We start from the raw sequence: 25159 nt of genomic DNA, 5'->3' as shown, positions 1-25159 counted from the left end.
TCCCTGCACCAGCAGAAGCGATCTACGGCGCGGCGCGGACCGCATGCGGGGGGCTCAGCGGGCCAGCAGGTCCTGGATCGCCTCGGCGATCTCGTCGGGTGCCTCCTCGGCCATGAAGTGCCCGGCGGGGGTCAGCCGGTGGTCCAGGTCCGGCGCCCACGCCTTCCATACCGCGGCGGCGTCATAGCCCAGCTGCGCGCCCCAGTCCTGCTGGACGACCGTCACGGGCATGGCCAGCTGCGACCCGGCGTCCAGGTCCGCCTGGTCGTGCGTGACGTCGATGTCCGCCGAGGCCCGGTAGTCCGCGACGATCGATGTCACCGCCGCGGCGCTCGCCCGCAGATACTCGGCACGCACATCCTCCGGTATGGCGGTGGGGTCGTTGGCCCAGGCGTCGAGGAACGAGCCGAAGAACGCGTCCGCGCTGCCCGCGATCATCGCCTCCGGCAGGCCCGGCGGCTGCGCCATGAGGAAGAGGTGGTAGCCGACCGCCGCCGAGGCACCGCGCAGGACGTTCCACATGTCGAGGGTCGGCACGATGTCGAGGATGCCCAGGTGCGTGATGGTCTCGGGGTGGTCAAGACCCGCCCGGAAGGCGACCAGAGCGCCCCGGTCGTGACCGACGAGGGCGAAGCGCTCGTGACCGAGGGCCGCCGCCAGGGTCACGACGTCGGCGGCCATGGCGCGCTTGGCGTACACCTCGGGGTCGGTGGCCGCCGGCTTGTCGCTGGCGCCGTAGCCCCGCAGGTCAGGACAGATCACCGTGTGCTCGTCGGCGAGCCGCCCGGCGACGTGTCGCCACATCAGGTGGGTTTGGGGGAAACCGTGCAACAGCACGACCGGGCTGCCGCTGCCGCCGACAACCGCGGCCAGCTCCACACCGTCCGCACCGGGCAGGCGGATGTGATCGAAGCCGGGAATGGTGAGCGTCATGAAGGACCACCCTTTCGGGTCGGGGAACCGGACCGGATCAGCTTGGGCGACAGCGATCAGCAGCCGATCAGTACGGTTGGGCGCAGCCGACCCCTGGCACGGAGGATGGGGTCATGCGAATCGACGTGCTCGGTGCGGTCCGGGCTTTCCGGGACGACGGCAGTCCGGTTGACCTGGGCGGACCCCGCCATCGCGAGGTACTCGCCCGGCTCGTCGCCGCCGAGGGACGGATGGTCACCACCGACACCCTCGTCCATGACCTGTGGGCCGACCCGCCGGCCCGCGCCGTGGGCGCTTTGCGTACGTTCGTCGCCGCGCTGCGCCGCGCGCTCGAACCCGACCGGCCGCCCCGCAGTCCGCCGCGCGTCATCGTGACCGAGGGTCCAGGCTACGCGCTGCGCCTGCCGCGCGAGGACGTGGACGTCCATCGGTTCCAGGACACGCTGGCCCGCGCCCGCCGCCACGCCGCCGTGGTGAACGACCTCGGCACGGTACTCGCGGAATGGCGTGGACCCGCCTACGCCGATGTGACCGGCTCCCCATGGGCGCAGCGCGAGCGGACCCGGCTGGAGGAGCTGAGGCTGGAGGGAGCGGAACTGCGCGCCCGCATCCTCCTCGACCGCGGGGAAGGCGCCGACCTCGTCGCCGAACTGGCTGCCCATGTCGCCGAACACCCGTGGCGCGAGCCTGCCTGGGGGCTGCTTGCCCGCGCGCTGTACCGCGCGGGCCGCCGGGCCGACGCGCTCGCCACCCTCCGCCGCGCCCGCACGATGCTCGTCGACCGACTCGGACTCGACCCCGGTGCCGACCTCCAGCGCCTGGAGACGGACATCCTCAACGGGGCCGTGACCCCCGAAGGAGCACCTACTGCGTGGACCGGCCCCGGCGTCCGGCTCGGCCCGCGCACCACCGTGGATCTGGCCCGCACCCTCGCACTGGCGGGCGGCGACGCCCTCGTCCACTCGCGGCGCGACCGCCTCGCCGCCGTCCAGGCGGCGGAACGCACGGGAGACCTCTCCCTGACCGCCCGGATCATCGGCGCCTACGACGTGCCCGCCCTCTGGAGCCGGGCCGATAACCCCGAGCAGTCCCGCGCCGTCGTCGCGGCTGCCGAGCGCACCCTCACCGCACTCGGCCCCGACGGCCCCGCCGACCTGTCCGCCCGCCTCCTGGCCACGATCGCCGTCGAAAGCCGCAGCGCCGATCTGTCCAGGACCGAGCTGAAGCGCGCGCGGCAGGCGGCGCTGCGGGCCGAGGCACTGGCACGGGACCTGGCCGATCCCGCCCTGCTGGCCTTCGCCCTCAACGGGGTGTTCCTGCAGTCCTTCACCCGCCCCGGGCTCGCGGCGGCAAGAGACCGGATCGGCGCCGAGATCCTCGACCTGGGCACCCGGCACGAGCTGCCGAACTTCGCCGTACTCGGTCGACTCGTCCGCCTGCAATCCGCCTCGGCCCTCGGCGACCTCGACTCCGCGACCTCGCACGCCGAGGCAGCCGAACAGCTCGCCGCCACCACCGAAGCGCCCCTCGTCTCCGTCCTCACCGGGTGGTTCAGGGCCCGGGCCACGGCCGCCCGCAGCACCGAACCCGGCGGACCGACCGCCGCCACGGCCGCGGCCCACTACCGCGCCGCCGAGGACGCCCTCCGGACGGCCGGAATGCCGGGGCTGCACCGCGGCCTGTTCCCGCTCGCCCTCCTGGGACTGCGCCTGCTGCACGACCGGCCCGCGCCCACCGACCCACAGCTCGACTGGGGCCCGTACCGACTCTGGGCCCGACCCCTCGTGCTGCTCGCCCAGGACCGGGGCGAGGAGGCCCGTGCCACCCTCGCCGCGGTGCCCGAACCACCGCGTGACCACATGCAGGAAGCCATGTGGTGCCTGACCGCCCGCGCCGCCGTACGCCTCGGCGAGCGAGGAATCGCCGCGCGTGCCGCGGCCGCCCTGCGCGATGCCCGCGCCGAACACGCCGGCGCCGCCAGCGGAATGCTGACCCTGGGCCCGGTGGCGCGCTACCTGGCAGACGCGGAAGCATGCGCCGGAGCGGGGTAGGCGACCGCGGTCCGTGAGCTCCTTCTGTCGTTGCGCCCCTCGGCCGGGACGCGACTGCCCCGGGGCCTGTCAGCGCGCGCCGCACGGTCCGAGTCCCGAACCGGCCGTTCACGGCGCGGCGCCACCGCCTTCACCGTTGTGATCACCCTTGCCGCTGCGGTGACGGCGGCCTTCGCACCCTTTCTGATCTGACCGGTTGCTGGCCGCCTACTCGGGGACCAGGTGGGGACCACACGGCACGGAGGGGACAAGGCAGGCGCTGAGGGGTCTCGCGACCCCTGGCCCGCCCGGCAGGCGGGCGCGGCGCCCCGGCACCGGGCTGACCGGCCCCCGGGCCCCGGGTCTCCGCGCGATCAGCCACGGCTCGCCGCCGCCGGTCAACTCCCCGCCCTGGCCGAATGGTTCCCCCGTACGCCGGGATGAGAGGAACCCCACGGGTGAGGGGGCGGCGAGAACCCGGTGGCCGGGTTCGCCGTCCTGCTGGGGGGACCGACGGCCGACCGGGTCGTACGCCCGCTTCCGGAGAGGCTTCCATGCTCAGGACCGACAGCCGTGCGACCGCCGCCGTGTTCACCGCGACCCTGCTCGCGGCGGTGGGTACCGTCGCCGTCGCGACTCCCGCCAGCGCTGTCCACGGCGGGCAGAACACCACCGTCACCGACCATCCGTACGCGATGCGGATCGTCGCCCAGGACGGTGGCCATGTGTGCGGGGGCACGCTGGTGGCGCCCACGAAGGTGCTGACCGCGGCCCACTGCGTCGAGGGCCCGGCGGCGCGTGATTTCAAGGTGATCGGCGGCAGGACCGCGATCAAGAGCACCCAGGGCACGGTACGGGGCGTCTCCTCCGTCAAGCTCCACGCGAAGTACGACCGGGCCACGTTCGCGTACGACGCCGCCGTGATCACGCTCAGCGGCCGGATGCCGTACGCCACCCTCCCGGTGGCGGGCCCCAAGGAGTCGGCGCCGTACGCCCTCGGTAAGACGGCGAAGACGGTCGGCTGGGGTATGACCGCCCGGGACACCAACGCCACCCGGCTCAAGTCGGCCGTGCTCACCGTGGGATCGCTCGCGAAGTGCGCGCCGTTCGCCGAGCCCGGGGACTCCCGGACGCTCAAGGTCTGCGGTCTGCCCGGGGCCGGTACCCAGGACAGTGTCTGCCGCGGTGACTCCGGTGGCCCGCTGATCGCCGGTGGCCGGGTGATCGGCGTGGTCTCGACCGGTAACAAGTACTGCGACACGGAACATCCGAAGTCGGTGTTCACCCGGACCGGTGCCGTGGCCGCCGGGCTGGGTCTGCCGGTCGGCTGAGACCGGGTGCGGGCGGCGGCCCGTCCCGGTGTACGGGGTGCCGCCCGCCGCCGCGGGCCCGTGCGGGTCTCAGGGGGCGGGGCCGGTCAGGCGGGCGGCTTCGCGTAGTCGCCGTAGCCGGTCCAGTCCACGGCCACACAGGGCTCATCGCCCACCACCCAGGCGTCATGCCCGGGTGCCACCGAGAGGAAGTCTCCCGGGCCCGCCTCCGCGGTCTCGCCGTCGTCCATGACGATTTTGATCCGGCCGCTCACGACATAGCCGGTATGAGCCTCCTGGCAGCTCTCGGTGCCAGCGAGTTCCTTGATGTGGGTCGACCAGCGCCAGCCCGGGGCGAAGACCGCCCGGCCGACCGGTCCGCCCGTGGTGTCGAGGAGATCCAGCCGGCCCGACTCCCTGGGGAACGGCCTGGTCTCGTCGGCGGAGTCAAAGCTCCGGATCACCAGTCCCGTCATCGTCAACCGCCTCCCGGTCAGTGATGGCTCCGGGCCCATCTCCAGCGTAGACCGGGAGAGAGCGGGGTACGAGGCGGTGCCGTGGCGACGGGCGCGGGCCGGGCGACGCCGAGGGGGTCGCCCGGATACCCCTACGGATACGGGGTACGGATACGGCCCGGCCGCCGCGCACCGCGACCCGGCCCGTCCCCGACTCCCCGGCGCTGCTTCTCCCGGGGTGCGCCCCGTGGGGAGCGGGCTCACGAGGGGACAGCGGCCGGGTCCGTGGTGGCCCGGGAGCCACGGGCGTCCGCTATCCCTCCCGCCTCGGGGGCTCGCCGATCAGAACGGTTCCGGCCCACCGGAATCCGAGTCGTGCGTAGAGCCGGGCGACGCCGTCGTCGGCGGCCGACAGCACCACGTTCCGCACCCCCCGGGCCTGGGCGTCGGCGACCAGCGCGGCGGTGACGGCCAGCCCGATGCCCCGGCGGCGGGCCGACGGCAGGGTGGCCACACCGACGATCTCGCTGCTGTCCCCGGCGGGCAGATGCTGGCCGGAGCAGACGACCTCGCCGTCCGGGGTCACGGCGGCGACCACCCGCAGCAGTCCGGCCCGGATCCGGTCCTCGGACCGGGCCAGGGTGCCGTCCTCCCGTACCCCGTCGATCGCGGCGGCGAGCGCCGCCTCCTCCTCCGCCGTACCGTCCGGAGCCGGGGCGCCGAAGACCAGCCGGGGTACGGCCAGGGCCCCCGGGAGGTCGGGGTCGCCCGGGGACAGGGCCCGGATCCGCAGCCCGTCCGGCCGTTCCGGAGCGGTGGCGTCCGCCGGGTCCAGGGTCATCAGCGGGTACTCCTGGACGGCCAGTCCGGCCTCCTCCGCGGCACCCCGCAGGGTGGGTGTGGTCTCGGCGACCCACTCGAACCGTTCGGCCACACCCAGCTGGCGCTGGCGCGCGCGGACCCGGGCCACATCGGCGGCGGTGACGCCATCCGGCACGCCCCGGCTGGGGCGGGCGAAGTGCGGCCAGGTCCCGCCCTCGGTCCCGCAGACGAAGAGGGTCAGCGACCCGAACTCCTCGGCGCGGCCGAGGGTCCGGGGCACGGCGTCGAAGTACGTCTCCACGTGCGTCTCCCGGTGGGCTTCCACGGAGTTCCCCGGCTCCCCGGCACGGTGGACGGCGGAGTCGTCAAGATCCATAGGTGTCATGGGGGCATCCAAGCAGCACCGACCCCGGTGCACCGGTGCGCCGGAGGTGTCCGAAGGCGGGCCATACGGCGTCCGGAGGATGGGACGGCCTTGTCGCGGCCGATATCCCCTCCGCATACTTCCCCCGCGCCATCGGTCCGGCTGGACCGCGCTGACCAGGGGATATGACGATGACGGCGGACGCATCCGCGATGGGGGAGCTCGCGCGGCTCCTACGGGAGGCACGCCAGCGCGCGGGCCTCAGCCAGGAAGAGCTCGCCCATGCCTCCGGGGTGAGTGTGCGCGCGCTGGCGGACATGGAACGCGGGCGTTCCCGTGGCCCCCAGCGGCGGACCCTGCGGGCGCTGGCCGACGCCCTGGGGCTGGAGCCCCCCGAGGCCCAGCGGCTGGAGCGGGCCGCGCACCGTGGGCGTGCCCGGCCCCGTACGGCCGACACCCGTACCGCGGACACCCGCCCGGCCGATACCCGTACCGCGGACGCCCGCCCGGCCGCCAGCGGCCTGGCCTTGCCGCGTGACCTCGGGGACTTCACCGCCCGCGGACCCGCCCTCGCCGAGCTGCTGACGCTGGCGGCGGACACCGACCGCACCCAGCCGCCGGTGGTCCTGGTCTGCGGTCAGCCGGGTCTCGGCAAGACCTCCTTCGCCGTGCACGCCGCGCACCAGCTGGTGCCGCGCTTCCCCGACGGGCAGTTCGCCCTGGACCTGCGGGGGATGGATCCCAGGCCCCTCCCCGTACGAGAGGCGCTGGCCCGGTTACTGCGGGCCCTGGGCGTCGCCGAGGGCGCCATCCCGGCCGGGACCGAGGAACGGTCGGGCCTGCTGCGGTCGCTGACCGGCGCGCGGCGGCTCCTGCTCCTGCTGGACAACGCGGCCGACGAGGCCCAGGTCCGGCCGCTGCTCCCCGGGACCGGGACCTCGCTGACCATCGTCACCAGCCGGCAGGCGCTGGCCGGTCTCGAAGCGGTGCACCGCGCCCGGCTGGGCCTGCTCCGCCGGGAGGAGGGCGTCGCGCTGCTCACCCGTATCGTCGGCCTCCCGCGCGTCCAGCGGGAGGCCCAGGCCGCGCGTGATCTCGTGGATCTGTGCGGGCAGTTGCCGCTGGCGGTCCGCATCGCCGGACAGCGGCTCGCCGCACGGCCGGAGGAGCGCCTGTCCAAACTGGTCGCCCAACTCGCCCGGCGCGGACGCCGTCTGGACGCCCTCAGCGCCGGAGAGCTGAGGGTGCGGGCCGCCTTCGCGCTCTCGTACGAGCATCTCGGCCCCGGCGCGCGCACCCTGTTCCGCCGGGCCTCCCTCGCCTGGGGTCCCGACTTCAGCCCCGAGACCGCCGCCCTGCTGGCGGATCTGCCGCTCGCGGCGGCGGCCCGGTACGCGGAGGAACTGACCGACGCCGGGCTGCTGCACCCCGATCCCGTCGCCGAGCGGTACCGCTTCCACGATCTGATCCGGCTCTTCGCCGCCGAGCGGGCGGCGGAGGAGGACGGGACCGGGGAGTGCGACGCCGCCCAGGACCGGGCCACCCACTGGATACTGCGCCGCGCCACCGCGGCCGCGCTGCGCTTCCACGCCGACCATGGGGCCGGGGGATCGGACGGTGACGGCGCCACCAGCGGGTCCGACCGTGACCGCGAGCAGGACCACCGCGAGCGTGACCCGGGGCGTGACCACCAGCGTGGTGCCCGTGACCCCCGTCGCGACACCCGGGCCCGGGACCGTGGCGGACCGGCCCGTACGCCGGAGGGTGACCCCGATCCGCCGAGCGCTCCCGCCGACCGCCCCTCGGCCCAGCTCTGGCTGGAGGCGGAGCGGGCCCAGTGGCTCGCCGCCCTGCACCACGCCCACGGGCGGGGCGCATACCGGCGGGTCCTCGACACGGCACGGGCCATGCACTGGTTCTCCGACATCACCCAGCACTGGGAGATGTGGGCGGAGGTCTTCCAGACCTCCGTCGACGCCGCCCGCGCCCTGGGCAGCAGACCGGACGAGGCCGTCCATCTGAACTATCTCGCCTGGGCCCACAATGTCTGTCTGCGTTCCCCCGCCACCGGGCTGACCTGGGCCGACGCCGCACTCGCCGTGGCGCGCGAGATCGGTGACGGACTCCAGGAGGGCTGGGGTCTCGGATACGGGGCGGGCGCCCTGCACCGGCTGGGCCGGGTCGAGGAGTCCTTCGTACGGTTCCGTGAGGCGGCGGCCCGGCTCGGCGCCGAGCCCTCGGGCGAGGCCCGCCTCGCGGAACTCACCACCCTCAACATCCTGGGGAGCCATCTGCGCCGGGCGGGCCGGGCGGAGGAGGCCCTCGCCATCCATGAGCGCAGCGAGGCGATCTCCGGTGCCGGGGTGCCGGGACAGTCGGCCGAACTCGTCGCCTTCTACCACGCCTTCGCCCAGCAGCAGAAGGGCAACGACCTCGCCGCGCTGGGCCGGTGGGGCGAGGCGGAGGCCCTGGTACGGGCGGCGCTGCTCCACTTCGACACCGCGCGGGCGCTCTCCTGGACCGCGACCGCCCGGCTCGATCTGGCCCATGTGCTGCTCGCGCTGGGGCACCCGGAGGCCCGGGAGACCCTGAGCGCCGCCCAGGCCGCGCTCGGCGCCGTCAACCACCCCCGGCACGCCGAGGCCGTCCTCGCCCTGAGCGAACTCGACGGGCGCCCGCCGTCCGCCGACGACCGGGCGCCCCTGGGATGAGCGCGGGTGCTCCGCCGGGCCGGGCCAGTGCAGGGAGCACGTCCTGTACCGGCCGCCAGGACCAGGGGCGGGGGTACCGCTCCCTCCGCCAGGACCAGGGGCGGGGGTACCGCTCCCTCCGCCAGGTCCAGGGGTGGGGGTACCGCTCCGGGCGTCTGGTCCAGGGGTGGGGGTACCGCCCGGGCCGCCAGGCCCAGGGGGAGGCACGCGAGCCCGGCACGATCCGTCGGAGGCGCCCCCGGCCCGGTTCCGGGCGGAGACGCGCCGTACCCGGTTCCGGGCGGCTTGGGGAGGCCGCCACGGAACCGGGTACGCGAGCCGACGAGTCGCACCTCGTGGCTCCGGAGCCGCCGCGTCCGCACCTGCCCCGGGATGCGGCGGCGTGGTGGTGGAAGTCAGCGCCTGAGGGAGGGCGGGGATATGCCGGGTGGACGCGACGGCGCCCGTGGTACGTGACGGAGGGCGCGCCGTCGCGGGGGATCACCCGGGGTGGTGGCTACCACGGAACCACCCACTCGATCGTCGCGGCCGGTCTTCCGCCGGTCCGCGTCCCGCCCTTCCAGTAGGCGATCGTGTAGGTCTGGCCGGAGGCGATCCGGTTGTCGCCGACCCCGATCGCCGCCGCGCCGAAGGAGGTGCAGCGGTTCTCCGCGTTCGGGCACACCCACTCCCAGAAGACACGGTTGTCCGGGGTCGCCCCGGCCCGTACCGGGTGGATGCCGATCCAGTCGCCCCGGGTGTAGGGATTGTGTCCGGGCGGGGTGAGATAGCCGACCACCAGTCCCATGTTGTGCGGCTCGTCCCGATCGCCGGTCCTGATGTGCGATGTCGTCCACAGCGGGTCCCGCAGCCGGAAGCCGGAGGCCGCCGGGACGGGTGCGGCTGGTGCGGCTGGTCTGATGGGCTGGACCCCGCCGCCCGTGTCCCGCCGTGGATCCGTAGGTGTGTGGCTCTGTCGGCTCTGTACCTGTGCCCGGTCCTGGGCCGGGCTCCGGGTCCCGTCCCGCTCCGGGGCGACCGTCTGGGCGCCCATGATCATCCCCGCGGAGCACAGCCCCGTCAGGATGGCGCACAGGTTCCTGCGGCGCTTCCGTATCCGGCGTGGGAGCAGTGCGGTGACCTGCACGAGAGGTTCCTCCCTTGAGTGAGGGAGCGCCCGCCGGGCGGCCGGTCCGTTCGGCCGTACGGTCGGAAGAGCCGGGCGCGGACGTGCGCGCCGTCACCCGCCGCGCGGCTCTTCGTCGAGCGCGGCGGCGGGCGGCGAACGGTCGGACATGGGAGGGCCCCCGATCCCTCCCAGATCCGAACACGCCCGATCCAACCGCGACGGGCCGCTGCCTGGCCAGGCAGTCCCACCGGCAGAAGTGGGCTCGCCGTACTTCTGCCGGTGCGTGGTGCGTGGTGCGTGGTGCGCGGGTGAGCCGGTGGCGACGCGGCCCCGCCCGGCCGGGTCCGGCTCCGCGGCGGAGACGTTCCCGGTCGTGTCCGTGCGGCGGCGCGCCGTCCGCCTCCGGGGCCACCGCTACGCCCTGGGGTAAGGGGTACCGCCGGGCCTAGGCGGGGCCGGTTCCCTCGGGTCCCCGGCCGTCGTCGAAGAGTGTGAGCATCTGGTCGAGCACCCGGACGCACGCGGCCACCTCGGCCTCGGTGAGGTCGCCGCCCGTCTCGCGCAGGGCCGCCCGCTCGCGTGCGGTGACCGCGGTGATCGCCGCGAGCCCCTCGTCCGTCAGATGGATCAGCGGCGACCGCCGATGGGCCGGGTTGGGCCGGATCTCGACGAACCTCAGGCCCGCCGCTTCGTGCACCATCCGCTGGAGGAACTGTCTGCTGAGGGCCTGGTGGTGGCTCATCTGCGGGACGGTCAGGGGGCCCTGTCCACGCAGCAGGTCGAGCACGGTCCGTACGCCGACGGAGAGCCCCTGCGCCGGGGCCGTCCGTTCCACCGCGCGCAGGACCCGCCGGTAGAGGAGGCCGGTCAGGCCGAGTACCTCGGTGAGGCGGTCGGCGAGGTCATCGGGGGGCAGCGGTTCTCCGCGCGTCTCGGTCACCGTGCCATTTTGACACCTTGGTTGTCATCTCGGCGGGGAAATGACACCTTGGTTGTCATGAGTGATCGGATTCCCCTCGACGGCCCGTGCGTGTTCCCGACCGGCGGCGGCCCCCTCGCCTATCGCGACCGCGGTACGGGGGAGCCGCTGGTCCTGCTCCACGGCGGCCTCCTGGACCACACGATGTGGGAGGCGCAGATCGACCGCTTCGCCCGGACCCACCGGGTGATCGCCCTGGATGTCCGGGGGCACGGTGGCTCGGCCGGCCCGAGCGCCCCCTTCCGGCACGCCGACGACGTCGCCGCGCTCCTGCGCCACCTCGGCTGCGGCCCCGCCGTGGTGGCCGGGGTCTCCCTGGGTGGCGGGATCGCCACCGACACCGCCCTGGAGCACCCCTCGCTGGTGCGGGCCCTGGTGGTGAGCGGGGTGGGGACCAGTGAGCCCGACTTCCGTGACCCCTGGACCACCGGGGTGCTGGCGGAGTTCCAGCGGCTGCTGGGGGCGGGTGACGCCCCGGGCGCGGTCGAGCGGTTCCTGGACTTCGCGGCCGGTCCGCGCCGTAGCCTCGCCGAGGTCGGCTCCGCGGTGGTGGACGCCCTGCGGGCCATGGTCTGGCGTACCCTCGCCACACCCGGCGTGGGCGGGGGTACGCGGCCGACGCCGGTGTCCCGGACCTGGGAGCGGCTGTCGGAGATCACCGTGCCGGTGCTCGCCGTCAACGGCGGGATCGACTCGGAGGACCATCTGCGGATGGCGGGACGCCTGGTGCGTGAGGTGCCGGACGGGCGGACGGCGGTGGTCGAGCGGACCGCCCACTATCCGAACATGGAACGGCCGGAGGTCTTCGACGCGATCCTCGCGGAGTTCCTGGAGGGTCTTCCCCCGGTCGGCTGAGGCGAGGCGGGAGCCCCCGCGTGGCCGGGAGCCCCGCGTGGCAGGGAGCCCCCGGGCGGCCGGGGGCTCAGGCGGCGGGCCTGCCCGGCTGGTCGTGCGTCGCGCAGTGGATGCCTCCGCCGCCCGAGGCGATCGTGTCGATCACGATCGGCACGACATCCCGGTCGGGGAAGTGCTCCTGGAGGATTCCCCGGGCGCGGCCGTCCGCCTTCCGGTCGCCGAACCTGGGCAGGAACACCGCGTCGTTGGCGATGTAGAAGTTGGCGTACGAGGAGAGGAAGTCATCGCCCTCGCCCTCGATCCGGTCCGGATCGGGCTGGGGCAGGTCGATGATCTCGAAGCGTCGGCCACGGGCGTCGGTCGTCCGGGACAGGACCGACTTCGCCTGGTCGGCGGAGCGGGACCAGGAGTCCGGCGGGGTGCCGGGGTGCGCGCGGTCCAGCAGGACCACACCGGGCTCGGTGAAGCGTACGAGGCTGTCCACATGCGCGTCGGTGATGTCCTGCCCCCGCACACCGGCCAGCCAGATCACCTTCTCGACGCCCAGGCTCCGCTTCAGCTCCGCCTCGATGGTGTCGCGCGACTTCCCCGGATTGCGGTTGTCGTTGACGATCGAGCTCTCGGTGATCAGCAGGGTGCCCTCGCCATCGCACTCGAAGGAGCCGCCCTCCGAGACGAGGGGCGCCTGGATCCGGGGGATCCGGTACTCCTGGAGCAGCCGCCGGCCGACCCGAGCGTCGTTGGTGTGCTCCTGTTTGCCGCCCCAGCCGTTGAAGTTGAAGTCGACCCCGATCACCTTGCCCTCCTCCTCGACGAAGACGGGGACGGTGTCACGGGCCCAGAGGTCGTCGACGGCCAGCGGGATGACCTCGACCTGGGAGCCGCAGGCGCGCTGGGCGGCGGCCACCTGGGCGGGCCGCGCCATCATCACGACCTCCTCGTACTCGCCGATCGCCCGCGCGATCCGCGCGATGTCCTGGCGTACGTACCGCAGGTCCTCCTCCCACACCCCGGCGGCCAGGGCGGGCCAGGCCATGAACGTACGGGTGTGGCTCTCCCACTCCGCGCCCAGCCGCCGCTTCCGGCCGGCCGGGGAGGGCTCCGGGGGGCGGGAGGCCGCGCCGGACCGCGCGGTGAGTTCGGCGGGCTTGGCGGGTCCGCAGGCCGCGGCGCCGAAGGTGAGGGCGCCGAGCCCGCCGAGCGCGCGCAGGACGGTCCGGCGGGTGGTCCGACGGGTGGGGCGGAAGAAGGACACGGGAACTCCGTTCGTGGGCTGGCCGGGCACATGCCTCCGGCCGGGAGCGACGCGGGCGGACGGGCCCTGTGCTCCCTGGGGACAACGGTGCGCTTTCCGCCGCGTGAACGACCGGTACGGGGCGGGGAAGCGATGCGGCCGTGTCCTCACTCTGACACTGACTGAATTTTCAGTCAAATGAGGAGGTGGTGTCACTGGCGCAGGATCCTGGGTTCTCCTGTCGAGCGCTTGATGGCGGCGATATCGGGTGAAAGTGAGATCCACCCAGGTGGAATCTGCTGGATCTGCCGGAATCCTGGACTGAAAAAGTAGTCAGGATCTTGAGGAGCTGCTTCGGGAGGTGGGCCAGAGCGCCCCGGCCCGCCTCCCAGGACGGTTCTCCCTGGTGGCGGCCGCCCCTGGCCGGGACACACCGTGTGCGCCGCGGCCGAAACGCCCGGGTAGGGTGCGGGTCATGGCGTCACGCAGCACTCAGATCCTCGAAGCGGCCGCCCGGGTGATCGCCCGGCGCGGGGTCCGCGGACTGCGGGTGGAGGAGCTGGCGGCCGAGGCCGGTGTGTCCACCGCCCTGATCTACTACCACTTCAAGGACCGCACCGGGGTGCTGCGCCAGACCCTGGAGTACATCAACGACCGTGCCGAGCGCTACACCACCGGGCGTGACCCGGACGCCCCGCCGCCCACCGCCCGCGAGGAGCTGGAGGAGGCCCTGCTGCTGGAGCTCCAGGACACCGCGGAGGTACGGGAGAACAGCTCGGCCTGGGGCGAACTGAGGGCGAGCGCCGTCTTCGACGAGGTGCTGCGGGAGGACCTGGCCAAGGCCACGCTGGTCTGGGTCCAGGAGATCGCCGCGCTGCTGGGCCGGGTGGAGCCGCTGGCACCGGCCTCGGCTCTCGCCGACGCCGCCGAACGGCTGACCGCGCTCCTGGAGGGGCTGAGTGTCCGCTGGCTGAGCGGAGGCGTCCGGATCGGTCACGCGCGGCAGTTGATGCGCGGGGCGATCGACGCCGAACTGGCCGGGCTCCAGCGGGACTGACGCCCGCTGGGATCGGCGCCCGCTGGGATCAGCGCCTGCTGGGATCGGCGCCTGCTGGGACCGGGCGCGTACGCACCTCGACGCCTTCCGCCCGCGCGGGTCGCCCGGCATCCGCCGCGCTGACGCGATGGACCTCGCCACCGGACCCGCCGTGGCCCAGACCGCCGGTCGAAAATCTGTTTGACCGACTCGAAGGGGTCTTCTAAGTTGCTCCAGCGACCCTGGACCGGCGCGGCGGCCGACGCGCCGGGCACGTTCGGGGTGCTTCGAGGGCAGGGCGCGCCAACGCCCTTCCTCCTGTGCTGACATGACCGAGCGAAGGGTGTTCCTCTGATGACCGGCGGCACCGCCTGATGGCTGACGGCACACTGGCGCCGCCCGGGAAGCCCCAGGACGGCCTCTTCTCCCGGCCCTACGCGGTGGCGACCATCTGCTTCTCCGCCACCATGTTCCTCACCGGGTTCGCCGCGCTCGCGGTGGTGCCCACCCTGCCCACGGCGGCCAGAGAACTCGACGGCGTCTCCCTGTTCCCGCTGGTGGCGGGGTCCTTCGTGGCGGCGAGCCTGCTCGGGGGCGTCCTCGGCGGCAACTGGGCGGACCGGGCCGGAGCCCGCCGTCCCCTCGCGGCGGGCATGGCGCTGACCGTCGTGACCCTGCTCGTCGCCGCCTCCAGCACCACCATCTGGCAACTCGTCGCCGGACGGTTCCTGGACGGTCTCGCCGCCGGGATGGTCGCGGTCTCCATCAACACCGCGATCGGCGAGGCGTACCCGGACCGGCTGCGCCCGCGCGCCATGGCCCTGATGAGCACCAGCTGGGTCATCCCGTCCCTGACCGGACCCCCGCTGGCCGGGCTGGTCACCGAGTGGTGGTCCTGGCGGGCCGTGTTCTACGTCCTCGCCGCTCTGACCGTGCTGCCCTCACTCGCGCTGGTGGTCGTGGTGCGCAAGCGCGCCTGGGCGGGCGGCGACGCCCCGGTGGACGAGAAGGCGCCGCGCCCGGCGCTGTTCACCGCGGCCGTGGTGAGCGTCGGCGCGGCCCTCGGGCAGTACGGTGTCTCCGGCTGGAGCCCGCAGCACGGGATCTTCGCGCTCGGGGCGCTCGCCCTCCTGGCGGTCCTGGCGCCCCGGCTGCTGCCCCCGGGCACCTGGCGCGCCGCCCGGGGACTGCCCGCCACCGTGCTGCTGCGCGGCATGGGTTCGGGCACCTTCTTCACCATCGAGGCGTTCGTCCCCCTGATGCTCATCGACGCACGCGGGGCACCCGCCGTGACGGTGGGACTCTTCTTCACGGGCGCCGCGGTGATCTGGGCCGCCGCCTCCTTCGTCCAGGGGCGGCTGCTGGAGCACTGGCCCCGGCACCGGCTGGTCGCCATCGGCTCGGTGCTGCTGGCGCTGGCGGTGGCCATCGCCGTCGTCGGCACCCTGCCCGAGGTGCCCCGGCTCACCGCGGGCGCCGCCATGCTGGTGGCCGCCGCGGGCATGGGCGTGCTGGAGCCGTCCCTGGTCGTGCTGTCGCTCTCCCACAGCCCGCCGGGCCGACGGGGTTACGCCAGCGGGGCGATGCAGACCACGATGAACCTGGGTCAGATCACCGTCCTCGGTCTCTTCGCGGCCGCGCTGAATGTGGGCCTCGCCGCCGGGGTCGACGATATGACCGGTTACGCCCTCGCCTTCGCGCTGCTGCTCGTACCGGGCTCGCTGCCCTTGCTGCTCTCCGGGCGGGTCCGCGCCGGGTGAGCCCGCGCCCGCCCGGTCAGGTGCCGGTGCGGGCGGCTCCGTATCCGTCCGGGGGCTCCGTGGGGGAGGGGCGCCGGGCGTTCCCCTCGTACGGATCGGGGGCGTTCTCCTCGTACGGCCTCAGCGCGGTCGGTACGCGCGGAGGAAGGTCCGCACGCCCTCGACGATCAGCGGCCGCACCCGGGAGTCCGCCGCGGCGTTCGCGGAACCGAGCCGGTCCAGCGCGACACCGAAGGTCAGCGCGGTGAACTGGTCGGCCGCGAGCCGGGGGTCGGGAGCGTCGAGCAGCCCGGCCGTGGTGAGGGCGGCGAACCGTGCGGCGATCACCTCGTCGGGGGTGTCGGCCATGGGGTTGTAGCCCCGGTGCGGCAGATGACCGGACTCCGCCCCGACCAGCCGCCGCAGGGTCGCGTACTCCGCCGAGTCGAGCATGTCGGTCGCGATCCGCATCGAGAACGTGACCAGCGCTTCCTCGAGTTCGGCGTCCCGGGTGACGTCACTGAGGGTCTCGTCGAGGGTGCGCCGGATGGTGGTGACCAGGGACTGGCCCACCGCGTCGACGACCGCGCGCAGCAGGGTCCGCTTGTCGCCGAAGTAGTCGTAGACCGTCCGCTTGGACACTCCCGCGCGGGCGGCGACCGCGTCGACGCTGGACCGGTCGAACCCGTCGGCGAGGAAGAGTTCGCGGGCTGCCGTGAGGATGGCGGCCCGCTTCGGGGTGGCTCCCTCGCGCAGGGGCTTCGTGGTCGTCTTCGTGGTCGGCATGGTCCTATCGTAGCCGTCCTACACTGCACGGTGTAGTGTAATTTCTGTTGCGGGCGAGCCATGGGTGTCCCCGCGCCGGACGGCCGCGGCCCCGGTTGAGGAACCCCCCTGCCTGGGGCGGCGCGTCACGCGTACGGCCGGACCGATCCGCGCCCGGCCATGACGGAAAGGGCCTGTATGACCGAGACTCTGGCTCCCCCGGTCCGCGCCGGGAAGGCCGCCGTCGGCGCCCTCGGCGCGCTGGCGGTCGCCACCGGCGCCCTGGAGTCGGTGGTGACACCGACACTCCCGCTGCTCCAGCGCGAACTGGACATGAGCCCCGCCGAAGGCGCGTTGCTCAGCATCGTCCTCCTCGTCACCGGCGCGCTCATCACCCCGGTCGCGGGCTCGTTAGGCGACCGCTACGGCGGGAAACGGGTCCTGATCCGGCTGATGGCGGTGGTGTGCGCCGGTGGTCTGGTCTCCGCCCTGGCACCGAACCTGCCGGTGCTGCTGCTCGGTCAGATACTCCAGGGCGCGATGGTGGGCGCGCTGCCCCTGTCCTTCATCCTGGTGCGCGAACACCTCCCGGCCAGGGCGTCCCAGGTGGCCATCGGCACGGTCAGCGGACTGTTCGTGGGCGGCGGGATGGCGGGGACGCTCGCGGCCGGGCCGGTGGCCGAAGGGCTCTCCCGGCACTGGATGTTCGCGCTGCCGACGATCGCGGTCATCGGGTCGACCCTGCTGGTCAACGCCCTGCTACCGGACGATCCGCCGGGCCGTCCCCAGGGGTACGGCGTCGACTGGCCCGGTCTGGCCCTGCTGAGCGGGACGCTGGTCACGCTGATGCTCGTCCTCGCGCTGGCGCCCGACATCGGCGCGCGGCCCCTCGTACTGCTCGCCCTCGTGCTGGTCCTGGCCGCCCTCGCGACCGGATGGGTCGCCGTGGAGCGCCGTGCGCCCGCGCCGATGGTCGATCCGCGCCTGCTGGCACGCCCTGCGGTGTGGAGGTCGTGCGTACTGACGTTCACCCTGTGCGCCGGTACCGCGATGGCGGTGCATCTCATCCCGCAGCTGTTCGCGGTGGACGGTGAAGCCCATGGCTTCGGGGCCGGTGCCACCGAGATCGGGTTCTTCCTGCTGCCCGGCGCCGTGGCCGCCTCGCTGGCGGGGCCGCTGAGCGGGATCGGGGTCCGGCGCCTCGGTTCGCGCGCCGTGGTCACCGGCGGGGCCGTCCTCATGACCGCCGCCCTGTTCGCCCTGGCGGCCGCCCACACCGAGGTCTGGCACCTCGTCGTCGCCAAGGCGCTGATCGCGCTCGCCAACGGCCTGTGTGTGACGGCGTTGGTGACCGGCACCGCGATGGCCGTCGACCGGCGTGAGACGGGCATCGCCACCGGCCTGGTCCTGGTGACGCGTGTGGTCGGCTACGCCGTGGGGGTGCAGATCAGCGGGGCGATCCTCACCGCCGCCACCCCCTCCGGGTCCGATGTCCCGGCCGCGTCGGCCTTCATCACCGGCTTCGTCATCGCGGGCGCCCTCACGGCGCTCTCCCTGCCCGTCGCCCGCACCCTGACCAGAGGAGCCATGAAATGACCCGTACCGACGCGGTGCGAGACAGCCGTACGGCGCCGCGCACCGTCCTGATATCCGGGGCCGGTGTCGCGGGGACCGCCCTCGCGTACTGGTTGGACCGCTACGGGTTCGCCGTCACGGTGGTGGAGAAGGCGGGCGCGCCGCGGAACGGCGGGTACCCCGTCGACATCCGCGGCACCGCACGGGAGGTCGTCCGCAGGATGGGCATCCTGCCGCGCCTCCAGGGCGCGCATATCGAGCTGCGCGCGCTGACCTTCCTCGAAGGGGACGGCGACGAGGTGGCCTCGGTCGACCCGCACCTCGTCACCGGCGGGGTCGCCGGAGACCTGGAGGTACGGCGCGGAGAGCTGACCGAGGCCCTGTACACCGCCGTCCGTGACGACGTGGAGTTCGTGTTCGGCGACTCCGTCGCGACCCTGGACCAGTCCGGTCACGGGGCCGACGTCACCTTCCACGGCGGCGGTACGCGGACGTTCGACATGGTGATCGGCGCGGACGGGCTGCACTCCCGCACCCGGGCGTCCGTGTTCGGACCGGAGGAGCAATTCCACCGCTACCTCGGCTACCGCTTCGCCGGGTTCACCCTGCCCGCCCCCCTCGGCCGCTGCCGCGAGGTGGTGCTGTGGAACGCCCCCGGCCGGGCCGCCGCCCTCTACTCCGTGGGGGACGGCGACGCGGTCCACGCCCTCCTGACCTTCGCCCACCCGGAGCCGTCGTACGAGGTGTCCCGTCACCCGCAGGCCCAGCGGGACCTGGTCGCCTCGGTCTTCGCCGACGCGGGATGGGAGCTCCCCGGCCTGCTCGCCGCCCTGCGCGACGCGGACGACCTGTACGCCGACACCGTCGGCCAGATCCGTATGCCCCGCTGGTCCCGGGGCAGGGTCGCGCTGGTGGGCGACGCCGCGTACGCGCCCTCGTTCCTCACCGGACAGGGCACCAGCCTCGCGCTCGTCGGCGCGTATATGCTCGCCGGTTCCCTCGCCGACCGGGACCACACCGCCGGGTTCGCCGCCTACGAACGGACCACCCGCGCGTTCGTGACCGCGAACCAGGACCTGGTCCGGGAGGGCGGCGCCGCGCTCGTCCCGGCCACCGCGCGGGACCTGGAGCGGCGCAACGCCCGACTGCGCGGGCTCGGCGCCCGGCCCGCCACGGCGGGAACCGCGGCCCACGCGGCCCTCACCCTGCCGGAGTTCACCTCCGCGAGCGACGCCGGGAGCGCGGGGCGCGGGTGTCAGGACGGCCGGTGCCAGGAGGTCTCGTAGTACGCCACGCGCTCGTCGGCCGAGACCCGGCGCATCCCCGCCGACACCATCACGCGGTGCGAGGCCGGGTTGTCGTGGTCGGCGTCGCCCCGCACCCGGGTGAAGCCGCGCTCGCGGGCGGAGGCCAGGACGGCGCGCAGGGCCTCGGCGGCGTAGCCCCGGCCACGGGCCGAGGGGATCAGCCCATAGCCGACCGTGAGGGCTCCGCACGGGTCGGCGGGGCCGTGGAAACCGACCCCGCCGATCGCCGACCCGTCCGCGCGGTGGCGGATCTCGTAGACCCCCGGATGCTCCCCGGGGTGGTCCAGCAGGCGCCGCGCCGCCGTGATGTCGCCGTCCAGGGGATAGCCGGGTGCCCAGCGGCTCCCCGGTGCCGGGGCGCGGGCGATCAGCGCCATGACGTCGGCGACGGTCAGCGGACGCAGGGTGAGCCGGGGTGTCATGAGGTCGTCCATGGGGCCGTGGGTAGCACGGTGGGCGGCGGGGCGCACCCGGGTTTCGGCCGCCGCCGCTCATGCCGATGGCACCGGCCCCCGCGGGGACCGGTGCCATCGATCAGGTGGTACGGGAGTGCTGCCCGGCCGTCAGCGCCGGTGCGGACGAGGATGGTGTCCGGTTGTCAGCGCCGACATGTACGGGAGTGCTGCGGGTCGGCAGCACTGGCGCGTACGGGGGAGGTGTCCGGTCGTCAGCGCTGGCGCGCCGCGTCCTTGACCTTGCCCGTCAGCAGCGGGCCCTTCACCTTGTCGCCGTTCTCGTCGTAGGTGTACACCCGCATCCGCAGGGACTCCTCCGACTCGGCCAGGGTGTCGGTGATGGTGGGCACGGACACCTCGGTGCTCTTCGTGCCCGGCTCGATGTAGGTCCACACAGAGCTGTCACCGTCGGAGAGCGGCCGGACCGGGTCGGGCTCGCCGATGTGCTCGGCCAGCCAGTTCGCGTCGACGTCCTTCGTCGACAGCTCGGTGCCCTCGCGCACCGGCAGCAGCGCGAACGCCGCCTCCACATAGGTGTCGGCGGGCCGGGAGAGCGTGGCCTTCCAGGTGAGCTTCTGGCCCTCGGTGACCGAGTCGGCGACCGGGGTCACGGTGATGGTCGGCTTGGCGTCGTCGTTCTGGACGAGCACCCCGCCGGTGGCGCCGCCGATCGCCGTGCCGGTGACGGCCTTGGCCGCGACCTCGTGCAGAAGGTCGTAGTTGTAGCGGTTGTTGCCCTTGACCGCGATCGACACGTCCACGGGGGCGCCCGCCCGGACGGCCACCGTGCGGACCGTGCTCTTGTACGTCGCCGGGTCCATCACCGCCAGCTTGACCGTGCCGGTGCCCTTGCCGGTGACCTTCACCGGCACCGTGTAGGTACGGGTGCCGGAGTCGCCCTCCCGCACCGCGAGCTGGCCGATGTCGACGCGCGGGAGCGTGCCGGGGCGCACCGCCGCGGTGCCCGGGCGCCAGCCCGAGGCGTCCACCAGCCAGAACCGGCCGGAGGTGGTGCGCGGGGTCAGCTCCAGCGCCTTCGCCCGCTTGAGGTCCAGACCGGCGGTGACGGCCGCCTTCAGCGGAACGCGGACCTCACGGGCCCAGTGGGCGGTCGTGATGTCGGTGCCGGGAAGGCCGTCGACGGTGACCTGACCGAGCTTCGCCCGCTTGCCGGACGCGTCCGTCAGGGCCACGTCGAGCTGGGTGCCCCGGGTGTTCGGCGGCACGATCACCCGCAGCGCGAGCGAGTCCGAGCCGGCCAGGGAGAAGGAGCGCTGGGGCGTCAGCGTGACCGGGGTGCCCGGCTTCGTCCAGCGGGCCAGGACCGCGTTGCGGCCCGGCTCGTCGGAGACACCGCCCCAGGACGCGAAGTGCGGCGACAGACCGGACTCGGACCGCTTGAGGCAGGCCCGCGCGTTGCTGGACGTGATCTGCTCGCACACCCGGGCGTTCGTCACCGTGAGGGGACCGTCCGGCGAGATCGCCGGGGTGCGGTGCCCGCCGACGGCGTGGGTGTACACCCGGGCCTTGCCCGCCGAGGGGGCGCTGCGGTCCGAGCCGTCGAGGAGCGGACGGACCCGGTCGTCACCCGCGAGGAAGAGCCGCGCGGCGGCGGCGATGTAGGTGGTGCCCGCCTGCTGCTGCTGCCGGGCGGTCAGCCGGGTCTTGGCCTTGGCGGAGCAGACCGCGTCCGGGTTGTCCTCGTCGTCCCAGAAGTCGTCGTTGGCCGGGGCCTCGGCCTGGCCGGGCGTCCACTCGGTGTTGAAGAAGTTGTGGTTCGCGCCGACCATGTAGACCGCGCTGTGCAGGGCGCGGCTCTTGCCCACGCCACGCGTCGCGTCCAGGTACATCTGGCCCTGGAGGTCGCTCACATCGCCGTCACAGCCCGGCAGGATGGTCATGGAGGGGACCCCGTCGGCGGGGTTCTGCCCGAAGATGGTGGGGCCGATCAGGACCGTGCCCCGGATCCGCCACTCCACCGGGCCCCGGTAGCCCTCCTCGGCGGACGGTGGCGGGGAGACACTGTCGAGGGCCGCCCGGTTGACGCCCTCGCCACCACGGGAGTGGCCGACCAGGAGCACCTGGTTCAGGTCGGCGGGGTCGGCGGCGCGCACGGCCTTGGGGGCCTTCGCCGGGTCCTTGCCCCACTGGGCCCAGCGGCCGAGGTGCTGGCGCACCAGGGAGGAGCGGGCCTGCGCCCCCGCGTCGGCGGTCATCGCGTCCTGCGCGTTCACCCCGTTCGCGGAGATGGAGACCGTGACATAGCCCTGCGAGGCGAGGCGCTTCTGGTCGTGCAGATAGCCCCGGTAGCTCGGGATCGCCTTCTGGCCCGTCGGGCACGGCCACTCCATGCCCGGTTCGTCCGAACCCGGCTTGTAGCACGTGGCGTGACGGCCGTGGAGGAAGAGCGCCAGCGGCCGTTTGCCCGGCGCGTCCGTCGGTCCGACGACGGTGGCCTTCATCTCGATCGGCGCGGCGTAACCCGGCAGCTTCACCGACTTCAGGGTGTACTCACCGCTGGTGGTGCGGTACTTCCCCGCGACGCCCGGATCGACCGGGTTCGGCGGCAGCGGGTCCTGCGGCACGGCCGCGGCCGGTGCGCGCCGCTGGCCGGGCGCCTGGTCCGCCCCCGCGGCGTCCAGCCGTCGCTGACCGGCGACCACCTGGAGCTCGCTCACCGCGCCGACCTTCACCCCGGCGAGGCTCAGCCGGAAGGTGCGGTGGTCCTCGGAGGCGGCCGGGAAGCCGAGGAAGCGGTCCCCGGAGCGGAACTCGACCCGGGAGGCGCCCATGCCCACCGCTTCCGGGGAACTCCAGACCAGCTCGCCGCCGTCGACGCGCCACCCCTTCGGCAACCGCTCGCCGGCGGCCGTGGCCGTTCCGGTGAGCGTGCCGGGTATGGACTCGGTGGCCGGCCGCGCCTGGGCCAGCCCTGGCGCGGCGCCCGCCGTCAGCGCGACGGCCGCCAGGGCGGCCGTGAGCGCGCGTGAGGCCATTCTCACGATGGTTGTCTCCTCGCTGATGTCGATGGATGTGCCGGGGCGCCCCGGTGTGCGCGGGGGCGCCTTTCCGTACCGGGAGATGGCGCCCCGGCATGATCGGTTGCCTCCGCGCATGAACCGGTCACCATGCGGCTGATCTGCGAGAAGGCGCGTGCCCGCGGCGCCGTGCGGGCTCCGCCGCCGCCGTCCGCCGTGACCCGCGCGCCCCCGGTTCCCTCCGCTTGGAGCCTCTTGGGCGGCCTTGCCTCCCTCCGCTTGGCGGGCCGGGCCAGGTGTGGCCGGGGACGGTGTGTGTGGCGTGGTCTTCCGCGGCCGGATGGTGTCGCCGTTCCGTGTCCGGACAGCACCAGCGCTCGTCATGGCGCGAACGCGCCCCTCATGACGCCCGAAACCGGCCCCCTGTGTGGCGTTGACGGGGCGAGCGCGCGGCGCCTTCATGGTGATGTACCGCCATCGGGGGCGAGGGAGGGGCGCGGCGTCATCCCGCCGCCGGGTCCGCCCGGGATGAGGGACACAGGCGGCGGGCGTCCCGGACAATGTGACCGGGGCGCCCCCACCGCGGCCCGCCCCCGTCACAAGGGAGTTGAACCGAGCGCATGAAGGCCCACTTATCCCCTCGTACCCCGGCCGTGGACGTCCCGGGCGGCAGACCTCGCCGGCGTATGTGGCGGCGGACCCGCCGGATCGCCGAAGCGCTGGCGCTGCCCCGGCCGTTCACCTCCGAGTCCTTCATCGCCGCGCTCGCCGAGCGGCGGGGCAGGCCCATCGAGGTGCTCCCCGTCGATGTGGGGCACACCCTGCCCTGCGGGCTGCTGATGACCACCGACCGCGCCGACTACATCCTCTGCGCCGCCGACACCACCGCCTTCCACCGCCAGCACATCCTGCTGCACGAGGCCGCGCACCTGTTGTGCGGGCACGACCGCAGGGCGGGGGAGACCGTGTACGCGTCGGCCCACCGGGCGCTGCTGCCCGGGCTCTCCGACGCGCTGGTGCGCCGGGTGCTGGGCCGGACCGTCTACTCCGAACCGCAGGAGCGCGAGGCGGAGCTGCTGGCCTCGCTGATCCTGCACCGCGCGGCCCGCGACGGGGCGCGGCCGAGCTGGGACGGCCCGGAGCACGGTGAGGCGGGCTGGCTCGTCGGCGCCGTGGTACCCGGCGATGGGTGAGGTCCTCGCCTACCTCCCGACCGTCCTCGCCCTCGGGTTCGGCGGGTACCAGCTGACGGTGGCGCGGCGCGGTGGCGCGGCGCCCGCCGTCCGGCTGCTCGGCTGGTTCGGCGTCGCCATGGGCACCGGCATGATGCTGCTCGCGCCGACCACCGTGGACGCCGCGCACCGGGTGGTCCCCGCCGTGGTCCCCGCCCTCCACCTCGGGGGCCGGCTCCTGGAGATGGTCGCCCTGGCGTTTCTGCCCGCCGCGGCGGGCCATCTGGCCTCGCGGGGCCGGTGGACCGTCGGCCCGCGCCGGCTCGCGTGGATCACCGGCGGCGCGCTGCTGGTCTGCGCGGGCCTCTTCACCGCCGCCTGGCCCCGCGCGTTCGACGGCGGTCTGGTGCCCGCGCCGGGACGGTGGCCGCTGCTCGCCGCCTCGGGCGCGGTGTTCACCACGTACACGCTCGTCTGTCTGGCGCTGTTCGCGCTGCCCGTCCATGTCCGGGTGAACGGTCTCGAACCCGGGCCGCTCCGGCTCGGCCTGCGGCTGATCAGCGCCGCCGCCGTGGTCGGGGCGCTCTGGGGCGCCTGGGGGTACGAGGCGGTTATCGAGGTCGTCCGGGGACACCGCCAGGTGGCGGGGCTCCAGCCGGTCGGCGTGACCCTGGGCACGTGCACGCTGGTGCTGGCCGTGCTCGGCGCCACCGCCGCACGGTGGCGCCCCGCCGTCGCCGCGCCCGCCCGCTGGGTCCGGCTCTACCGCGACTTCCGGGCGCTGGAGCCGCTCTGGTCCGCGATGCACGCGGTCGTACCCGACGCCGTGCTGGGCGTCTCGTGGCGGGAGGCGGGGCCGATCGCGCCGGGGCTCGCGGAGTTCGCGCTCTACCGCAGGGTGGTCGAGATCCGCGACGGCTATCTCACGCTGCGCCCGTACGTCGACCCCCGGGCCCATCTCTGGGTCGAGGTCGCGCTGAGGCGCTACCCCGACTCCCCGTCCTGTGAGCGGGCCACGGTCGAGGCCGCCACCCTCGCGGCGGCGCTGGAGGCCGCGCGCGCCGGACGCCGCTACGGGGACCGCGCGGGCCCCGCGCCCGTCTCGTCCCCCGCCGGGGACACCATGGACGCGGAGGCCGCCTGGCTGATCCATGTCTCCGCCGCCTTCGCCCGCGCCTGCGCGGTGGAGGACACCCGGCGCCAGGCGCGCAAGGAGTTCGCGCGCCCATGACGGCCGGGACATGGGCGCCATGGCCGTCATGGACGCGCGCCGGGCGCGTACGTACGGCGGGCGAGCCCGTCGACCCGCCCGCGGGGGGCGGGTACGGAGG

Annotated in this window: 19 protein-coding genes; 10 read left to right on the top strand and 9 right to left on the bottom strand. The window is 74.2% G+C overall.

What is annotated here, in order from left to right; genetic code table 11:
* Window positions 1-54: 54 nt before the first annotated feature.
* The gene (locus tag ACFVIM_RS03190) at window positions 55-933 is read right to left on the bottom strand and encodes an alpha/beta fold hydrolase (RefSeq protein ID WP_384297701.1); all 879 of its coding nucleotides are present in this window, start codon (window positions 931-933) and stop codon (window positions 55-57) included.
* Window positions 934-1046: 113 nt separating this feature from the next.
* Here ACFVIM_RS03190 and ACFVIM_RS03185 point away from each other — a divergent pair, with 113 nt between their 5' ends.
* Window positions 1047-2984, top strand: coding sequence for a BTAD domain-containing putative transcriptional regulator (locus tag ACFVIM_RS03185; protein ID WP_384297698.1), 1938 nt, complete (start codon window positions 1047-1049; stop codon window positions 2982-2984).
* Between the two features lie 533 nt (window positions 2985-3517).
* Entirely contained in the window at window positions 3518-4294 is a 777-nt protein-coding gene (locus ACFVIM_RS03180; protein ID WP_384297697.1) for a S1 family peptidase, read from the top strand.
* 86 nt (window positions 4295-4380) lie between these two features.
* On the opposite strand, the gene ACFVIM_RS03175 is transcribed toward ACFVIM_RS03180, so the two are convergent.
* Both ACFVIM_RS03175 and ACFVIM_RS03170 read right to left on the bottom strand, forming a co-directional pair.
* Complete coding sequence (locus tag ACFVIM_RS03175; protein ID WP_384297695.1) at window positions 4381-4749, bottom strand: cupin domain-containing protein; 369 nt, start codon at window positions 4747-4749, stop codon at window positions 4381-4383.
* Window positions 4750-5041: 292 nt separating this feature from the next.
* Window positions 5042-5926 (bottom strand): GNAT family N-acetyltransferase, encoded by an 885-nt coding sequence (locus ACFVIM_RS03170; RefSeq protein ID WP_384297692.1) that lies wholly within the window; start codon window positions 5924-5926, stop codon window positions 5042-5044.
* 179 nt (window positions 5927-6105) lie between these two features.
* Here ACFVIM_RS03170 and ACFVIM_RS03165 point away from each other — a divergent pair, with 179 nt between their 5' ends.
* The gene (locus tag ACFVIM_RS03165) at window positions 6106-8625 is read left to right on the top strand and encodes an ATP-binding protein (RefSeq protein WP_384297691.1); all 2520 of its coding nucleotides are present in this window, start codon (window positions 6106-6108) and stop codon (window positions 8623-8625) included.
* Between the two features lie 496 nt (window positions 8626-9121).
* Here the strand turns inward: ACFVIM_RS03165 and ACFVIM_RS03160 are convergent, their stop codons facing one another.
* Together ACFVIM_RS03160 and ACFVIM_RS03155 are read right to left on the bottom strand one after the other, a co-directional pair.
* The gene (locus ACFVIM_RS03160) at window positions 9122-9751 is read right to left on the bottom strand and encodes a hypothetical protein (protein ID WP_384297689.1); all 630 of its coding nucleotides are present in this window, start codon (window positions 9749-9751) and stop codon (window positions 9122-9124) included.
* Window positions 9752-10178: 427 nt separating this feature from the next.
* On the bottom strand, window positions 10179-10673 hold the full coding sequence (locus ACFVIM_RS03155; protein WP_384297686.1) for a MarR family winged helix-turn-helix transcriptional regulator: 495 nt from the start codon (window positions 10671-10673) through the stop codon (window positions 10179-10181).
* Window positions 10674-10730: 57 nt separating this feature from the next.
* Here ACFVIM_RS03155 and ACFVIM_RS03150 point away from each other — a divergent pair, with 57 nt between their 5' ends.
* Entirely contained in the window at window positions 10731-11567 is an 837-nt protein-coding gene (locus tag ACFVIM_RS03150) for an alpha/beta fold hydrolase (protein WP_384297684.1), read from the top strand.
* Window positions 11568-11634: 67 nt separating this feature from the next.
* On the opposite strand, the gene ACFVIM_RS03145 is transcribed toward ACFVIM_RS03150, so the two are convergent.
* Window positions 11635-12822 (bottom strand): agmatine deiminase family protein, encoded by a 1188-nt coding sequence (locus ACFVIM_RS03145; RefSeq protein WP_384297682.1) that lies wholly within the window; start codon window positions 12820-12822, stop codon window positions 11635-11637.
* Between the two features lie 454 nt (window positions 12823-13276).
* Between ACFVIM_RS03145 and ACFVIM_RS03140 the strand changes: the two genes are divergently transcribed.
* Window positions 13277-13858, top strand: a complete 582-nt coding sequence (locus ACFVIM_RS03140; protein ID WP_384297681.1) for a TetR/AcrR family transcriptional regulator — start codon at window positions 13277-13279, stop codon at window positions 13856-13858.
* A gap of 353 nt (window positions 13859-14211) precedes the next feature.
* Entirely contained in the window at window positions 14212-15597 is a 1386-nt protein-coding gene (locus tag ACFVIM_RS03135) for an MFS transporter (RefSeq protein WP_384297679.1), read from the top strand.
* 120 nt (window positions 15598-15717) lie between these two features.
* On the opposite strand, the gene ACFVIM_RS03130 is transcribed toward ACFVIM_RS03135, so the two are convergent.
* Entirely contained in the window at window positions 15718-16362 is a 645-nt protein-coding gene (locus ACFVIM_RS03130; protein WP_384297677.1) for a TetR/AcrR family transcriptional regulator, read from the bottom strand.
* 177 nt (window positions 16363-16539) lie between these two features.
* Here ACFVIM_RS03130 and ACFVIM_RS03125 point away from each other — a divergent pair, with 177 nt between their 5' ends.
* Window positions 16540-17937: an MFS transporter gene (locus ACFVIM_RS03125; protein WP_384297675.1), complete on the top strand. Its 1398-nt coding sequence runs from the start codon at window positions 16540-16542 to the stop codon at window positions 17935-17937.
* Window positions 17934-19202 carry an FAD-dependent monooxygenase gene (locus ACFVIM_RS03120; RefSeq protein ID WP_384297674.1) on the top strand — a complete coding sequence of 423 codons (1269 nt, stop codon included), beginning with the start codon at window positions 17934-17936 and terminating at the stop codon, window positions 19200-19202. The genes ACFVIM_RS03125 and ACFVIM_RS03120 overlap by 4 nt, the downstream gene beginning before the upstream one ends.
* Here the strand turns inward: ACFVIM_RS03120 and ACFVIM_RS03115 are convergent.
* Window positions 19172-19657 (bottom strand): GNAT family N-acetyltransferase, encoded by a 486-nt coding sequence (locus tag ACFVIM_RS03115; RefSeq protein WP_384297671.1) that lies wholly within the window; start codon window positions 19655-19657, stop codon window positions 19172-19174. The genes ACFVIM_RS03120 and ACFVIM_RS03115 overlap by 31 nt on opposite strands.
* A gap of 233 nt (window positions 19658-19890) precedes the next feature.
* Complete coding sequence (locus ACFVIM_RS03110; RefSeq protein WP_384297669.1) at window positions 19891-22674, bottom strand: hypothetical protein; 2784 nt, start codon at window positions 22672-22674, stop codon at window positions 19891-19893.
* 602 nt (window positions 22675-23276) lie between these two features.
* On the opposite strand from ACFVIM_RS03110, the gene ACFVIM_RS03105 reads away from it, so the two are divergent.
* Window positions 23277-23849, top strand: a complete 573-nt coding sequence (locus ACFVIM_RS03105; RefSeq protein ID WP_384297666.1) for a ParH-like protein — start codon at window positions 23277-23279, stop codon at window positions 23847-23849.
* Complete coding sequence (locus ACFVIM_RS03100; RefSeq protein WP_384297663.1) at window positions 23842-25059, top strand: MAB_1171c family putative transporter; 1218 nt, start codon at window positions 23842-23844, stop codon at window positions 25057-25059. The genes ACFVIM_RS03105 and ACFVIM_RS03100 overlap by 8 nt, the downstream gene beginning before the upstream one ends.
* The last annotated feature ends 100 nt before the right edge of the window (window positions 25060-25159 follow it).

This window comes from Streptomyces sp. NPDC057638 (genome assembly GCF_042800315.1).
Classification (GTDB): domain Bacteria; phylum Actinomycetota; class Actinomycetes; order Streptomycetales; family Streptomycetaceae; genus Streptomyces.
The sequence above is the reverse complement of the archived record's forward strand: the minus strand, read 5'-3'. Positions and strand labels throughout refer to the sequence as shown.

Bases quoted from the DNA above. Each gene is read 5' to 3' on its own strand.
- ACFVIM_RS03190 (WP_384297701.1), bottom strand. From the start codon at position 933: ATGACGCTCACCATTCCCGGCTTCGATCACATCCGCCTGCCCGGTGCG.
- ACFVIM_RS03185 (WP_384297698.1), top strand. From the start codon at position 1,047: ATGCGAATCGACGTGCTCGGTGCGGTCCGGGCTTTCCGGGACGACGGC.
- ACFVIM_RS03180 (WP_384297697.1), top strand. From the start codon at position 3,518: ATGCTCAGGACCGACAGCCGTGCGACCGCCGCCGTGTTCACCGCGACC.
- ACFVIM_RS03175 (WP_384297695.1), bottom strand. From the start codon at position 4,749: ATGACGGGACTGGTGATCCGGAGCTTTGACTCCGCCGACGAGACCAGG.
- ACFVIM_RS03170 (WP_384297692.1), bottom strand. From the start codon at position 5,926: ATGGATCTTGACGACTCCGCCGTCCACCGTGCCGGGGAGCCGGGGAAC.
- ACFVIM_RS03165 (WP_384297691.1), top strand. From the start codon at position 6,106: ATGACGGCGGACGCATCCGCGATGGGGGAGCTCGCGCGGCTCCTACGG.
- ACFVIM_RS03150 (WP_384297684.1), top strand. From the start codon at position 10,731: ATGAGTGATCGGATTCCCCTCGACGGCCCGTGCGTGTTCCCGACCGGC.
- ACFVIM_RS03140 (WP_384297681.1), top strand. From the start codon at position 13,277: ATGGCGTCACGCAGCACTCAGATCCTCGAAGCGGCCGCCCGGGTGATC.
- ACFVIM_RS03135 (WP_384297679.1), top strand. From the start codon at position 14,212: ATGGCTGACGGCACACTGGCGCCGCCCGGGAAGCCCCAGGACGGCCTC.
- ACFVIM_RS03130 (WP_384297677.1), bottom strand. From the start codon at position 16,362: ATGCCGACCACGAAGACGACCACGAAGCCCCTGCGCGAGGGAGCCACC.
- ACFVIM_RS03125 (WP_384297675.1), top strand. From the start codon at position 16,540: ATGACCGAGACTCTGGCTCCCCCGGTCCGCGCCGGGAAGGCCGCCGTC.
- ACFVIM_RS03120 (WP_384297674.1), top strand. From the start codon at position 17,934: ATGACCCGTACCGACGCGGTGCGAGACAGCCGTACGGCGCCGCGCACC.
- ACFVIM_RS03115 (WP_384297671.1), bottom strand. From the start codon at position 19,657: ATGGACGACCTCATGACACCCCGGCTCACCCTGCGTCCGCTGACCGTC.
- ACFVIM_RS03110 (WP_384297669.1), bottom strand. From the start codon at position 22,674: ATGGCCTCACGCGCGCTCACGGCCGCCCTGGCGGCCGTCGCGCTGACG.
- ACFVIM_RS03105 (WP_384297666.1), top strand. From the start codon at position 23,277: ATGAAGGCCCACTTATCCCCTCGTACCCCGGCCGTGGACGTCCCGGGC.
- ACFVIM_RS03100 (WP_384297663.1), top strand. From the start codon at position 23,842: ATGGGTGAGGTCCTCGCCTACCTCCCGACCGTCCTCGCCCTCGGGTTC.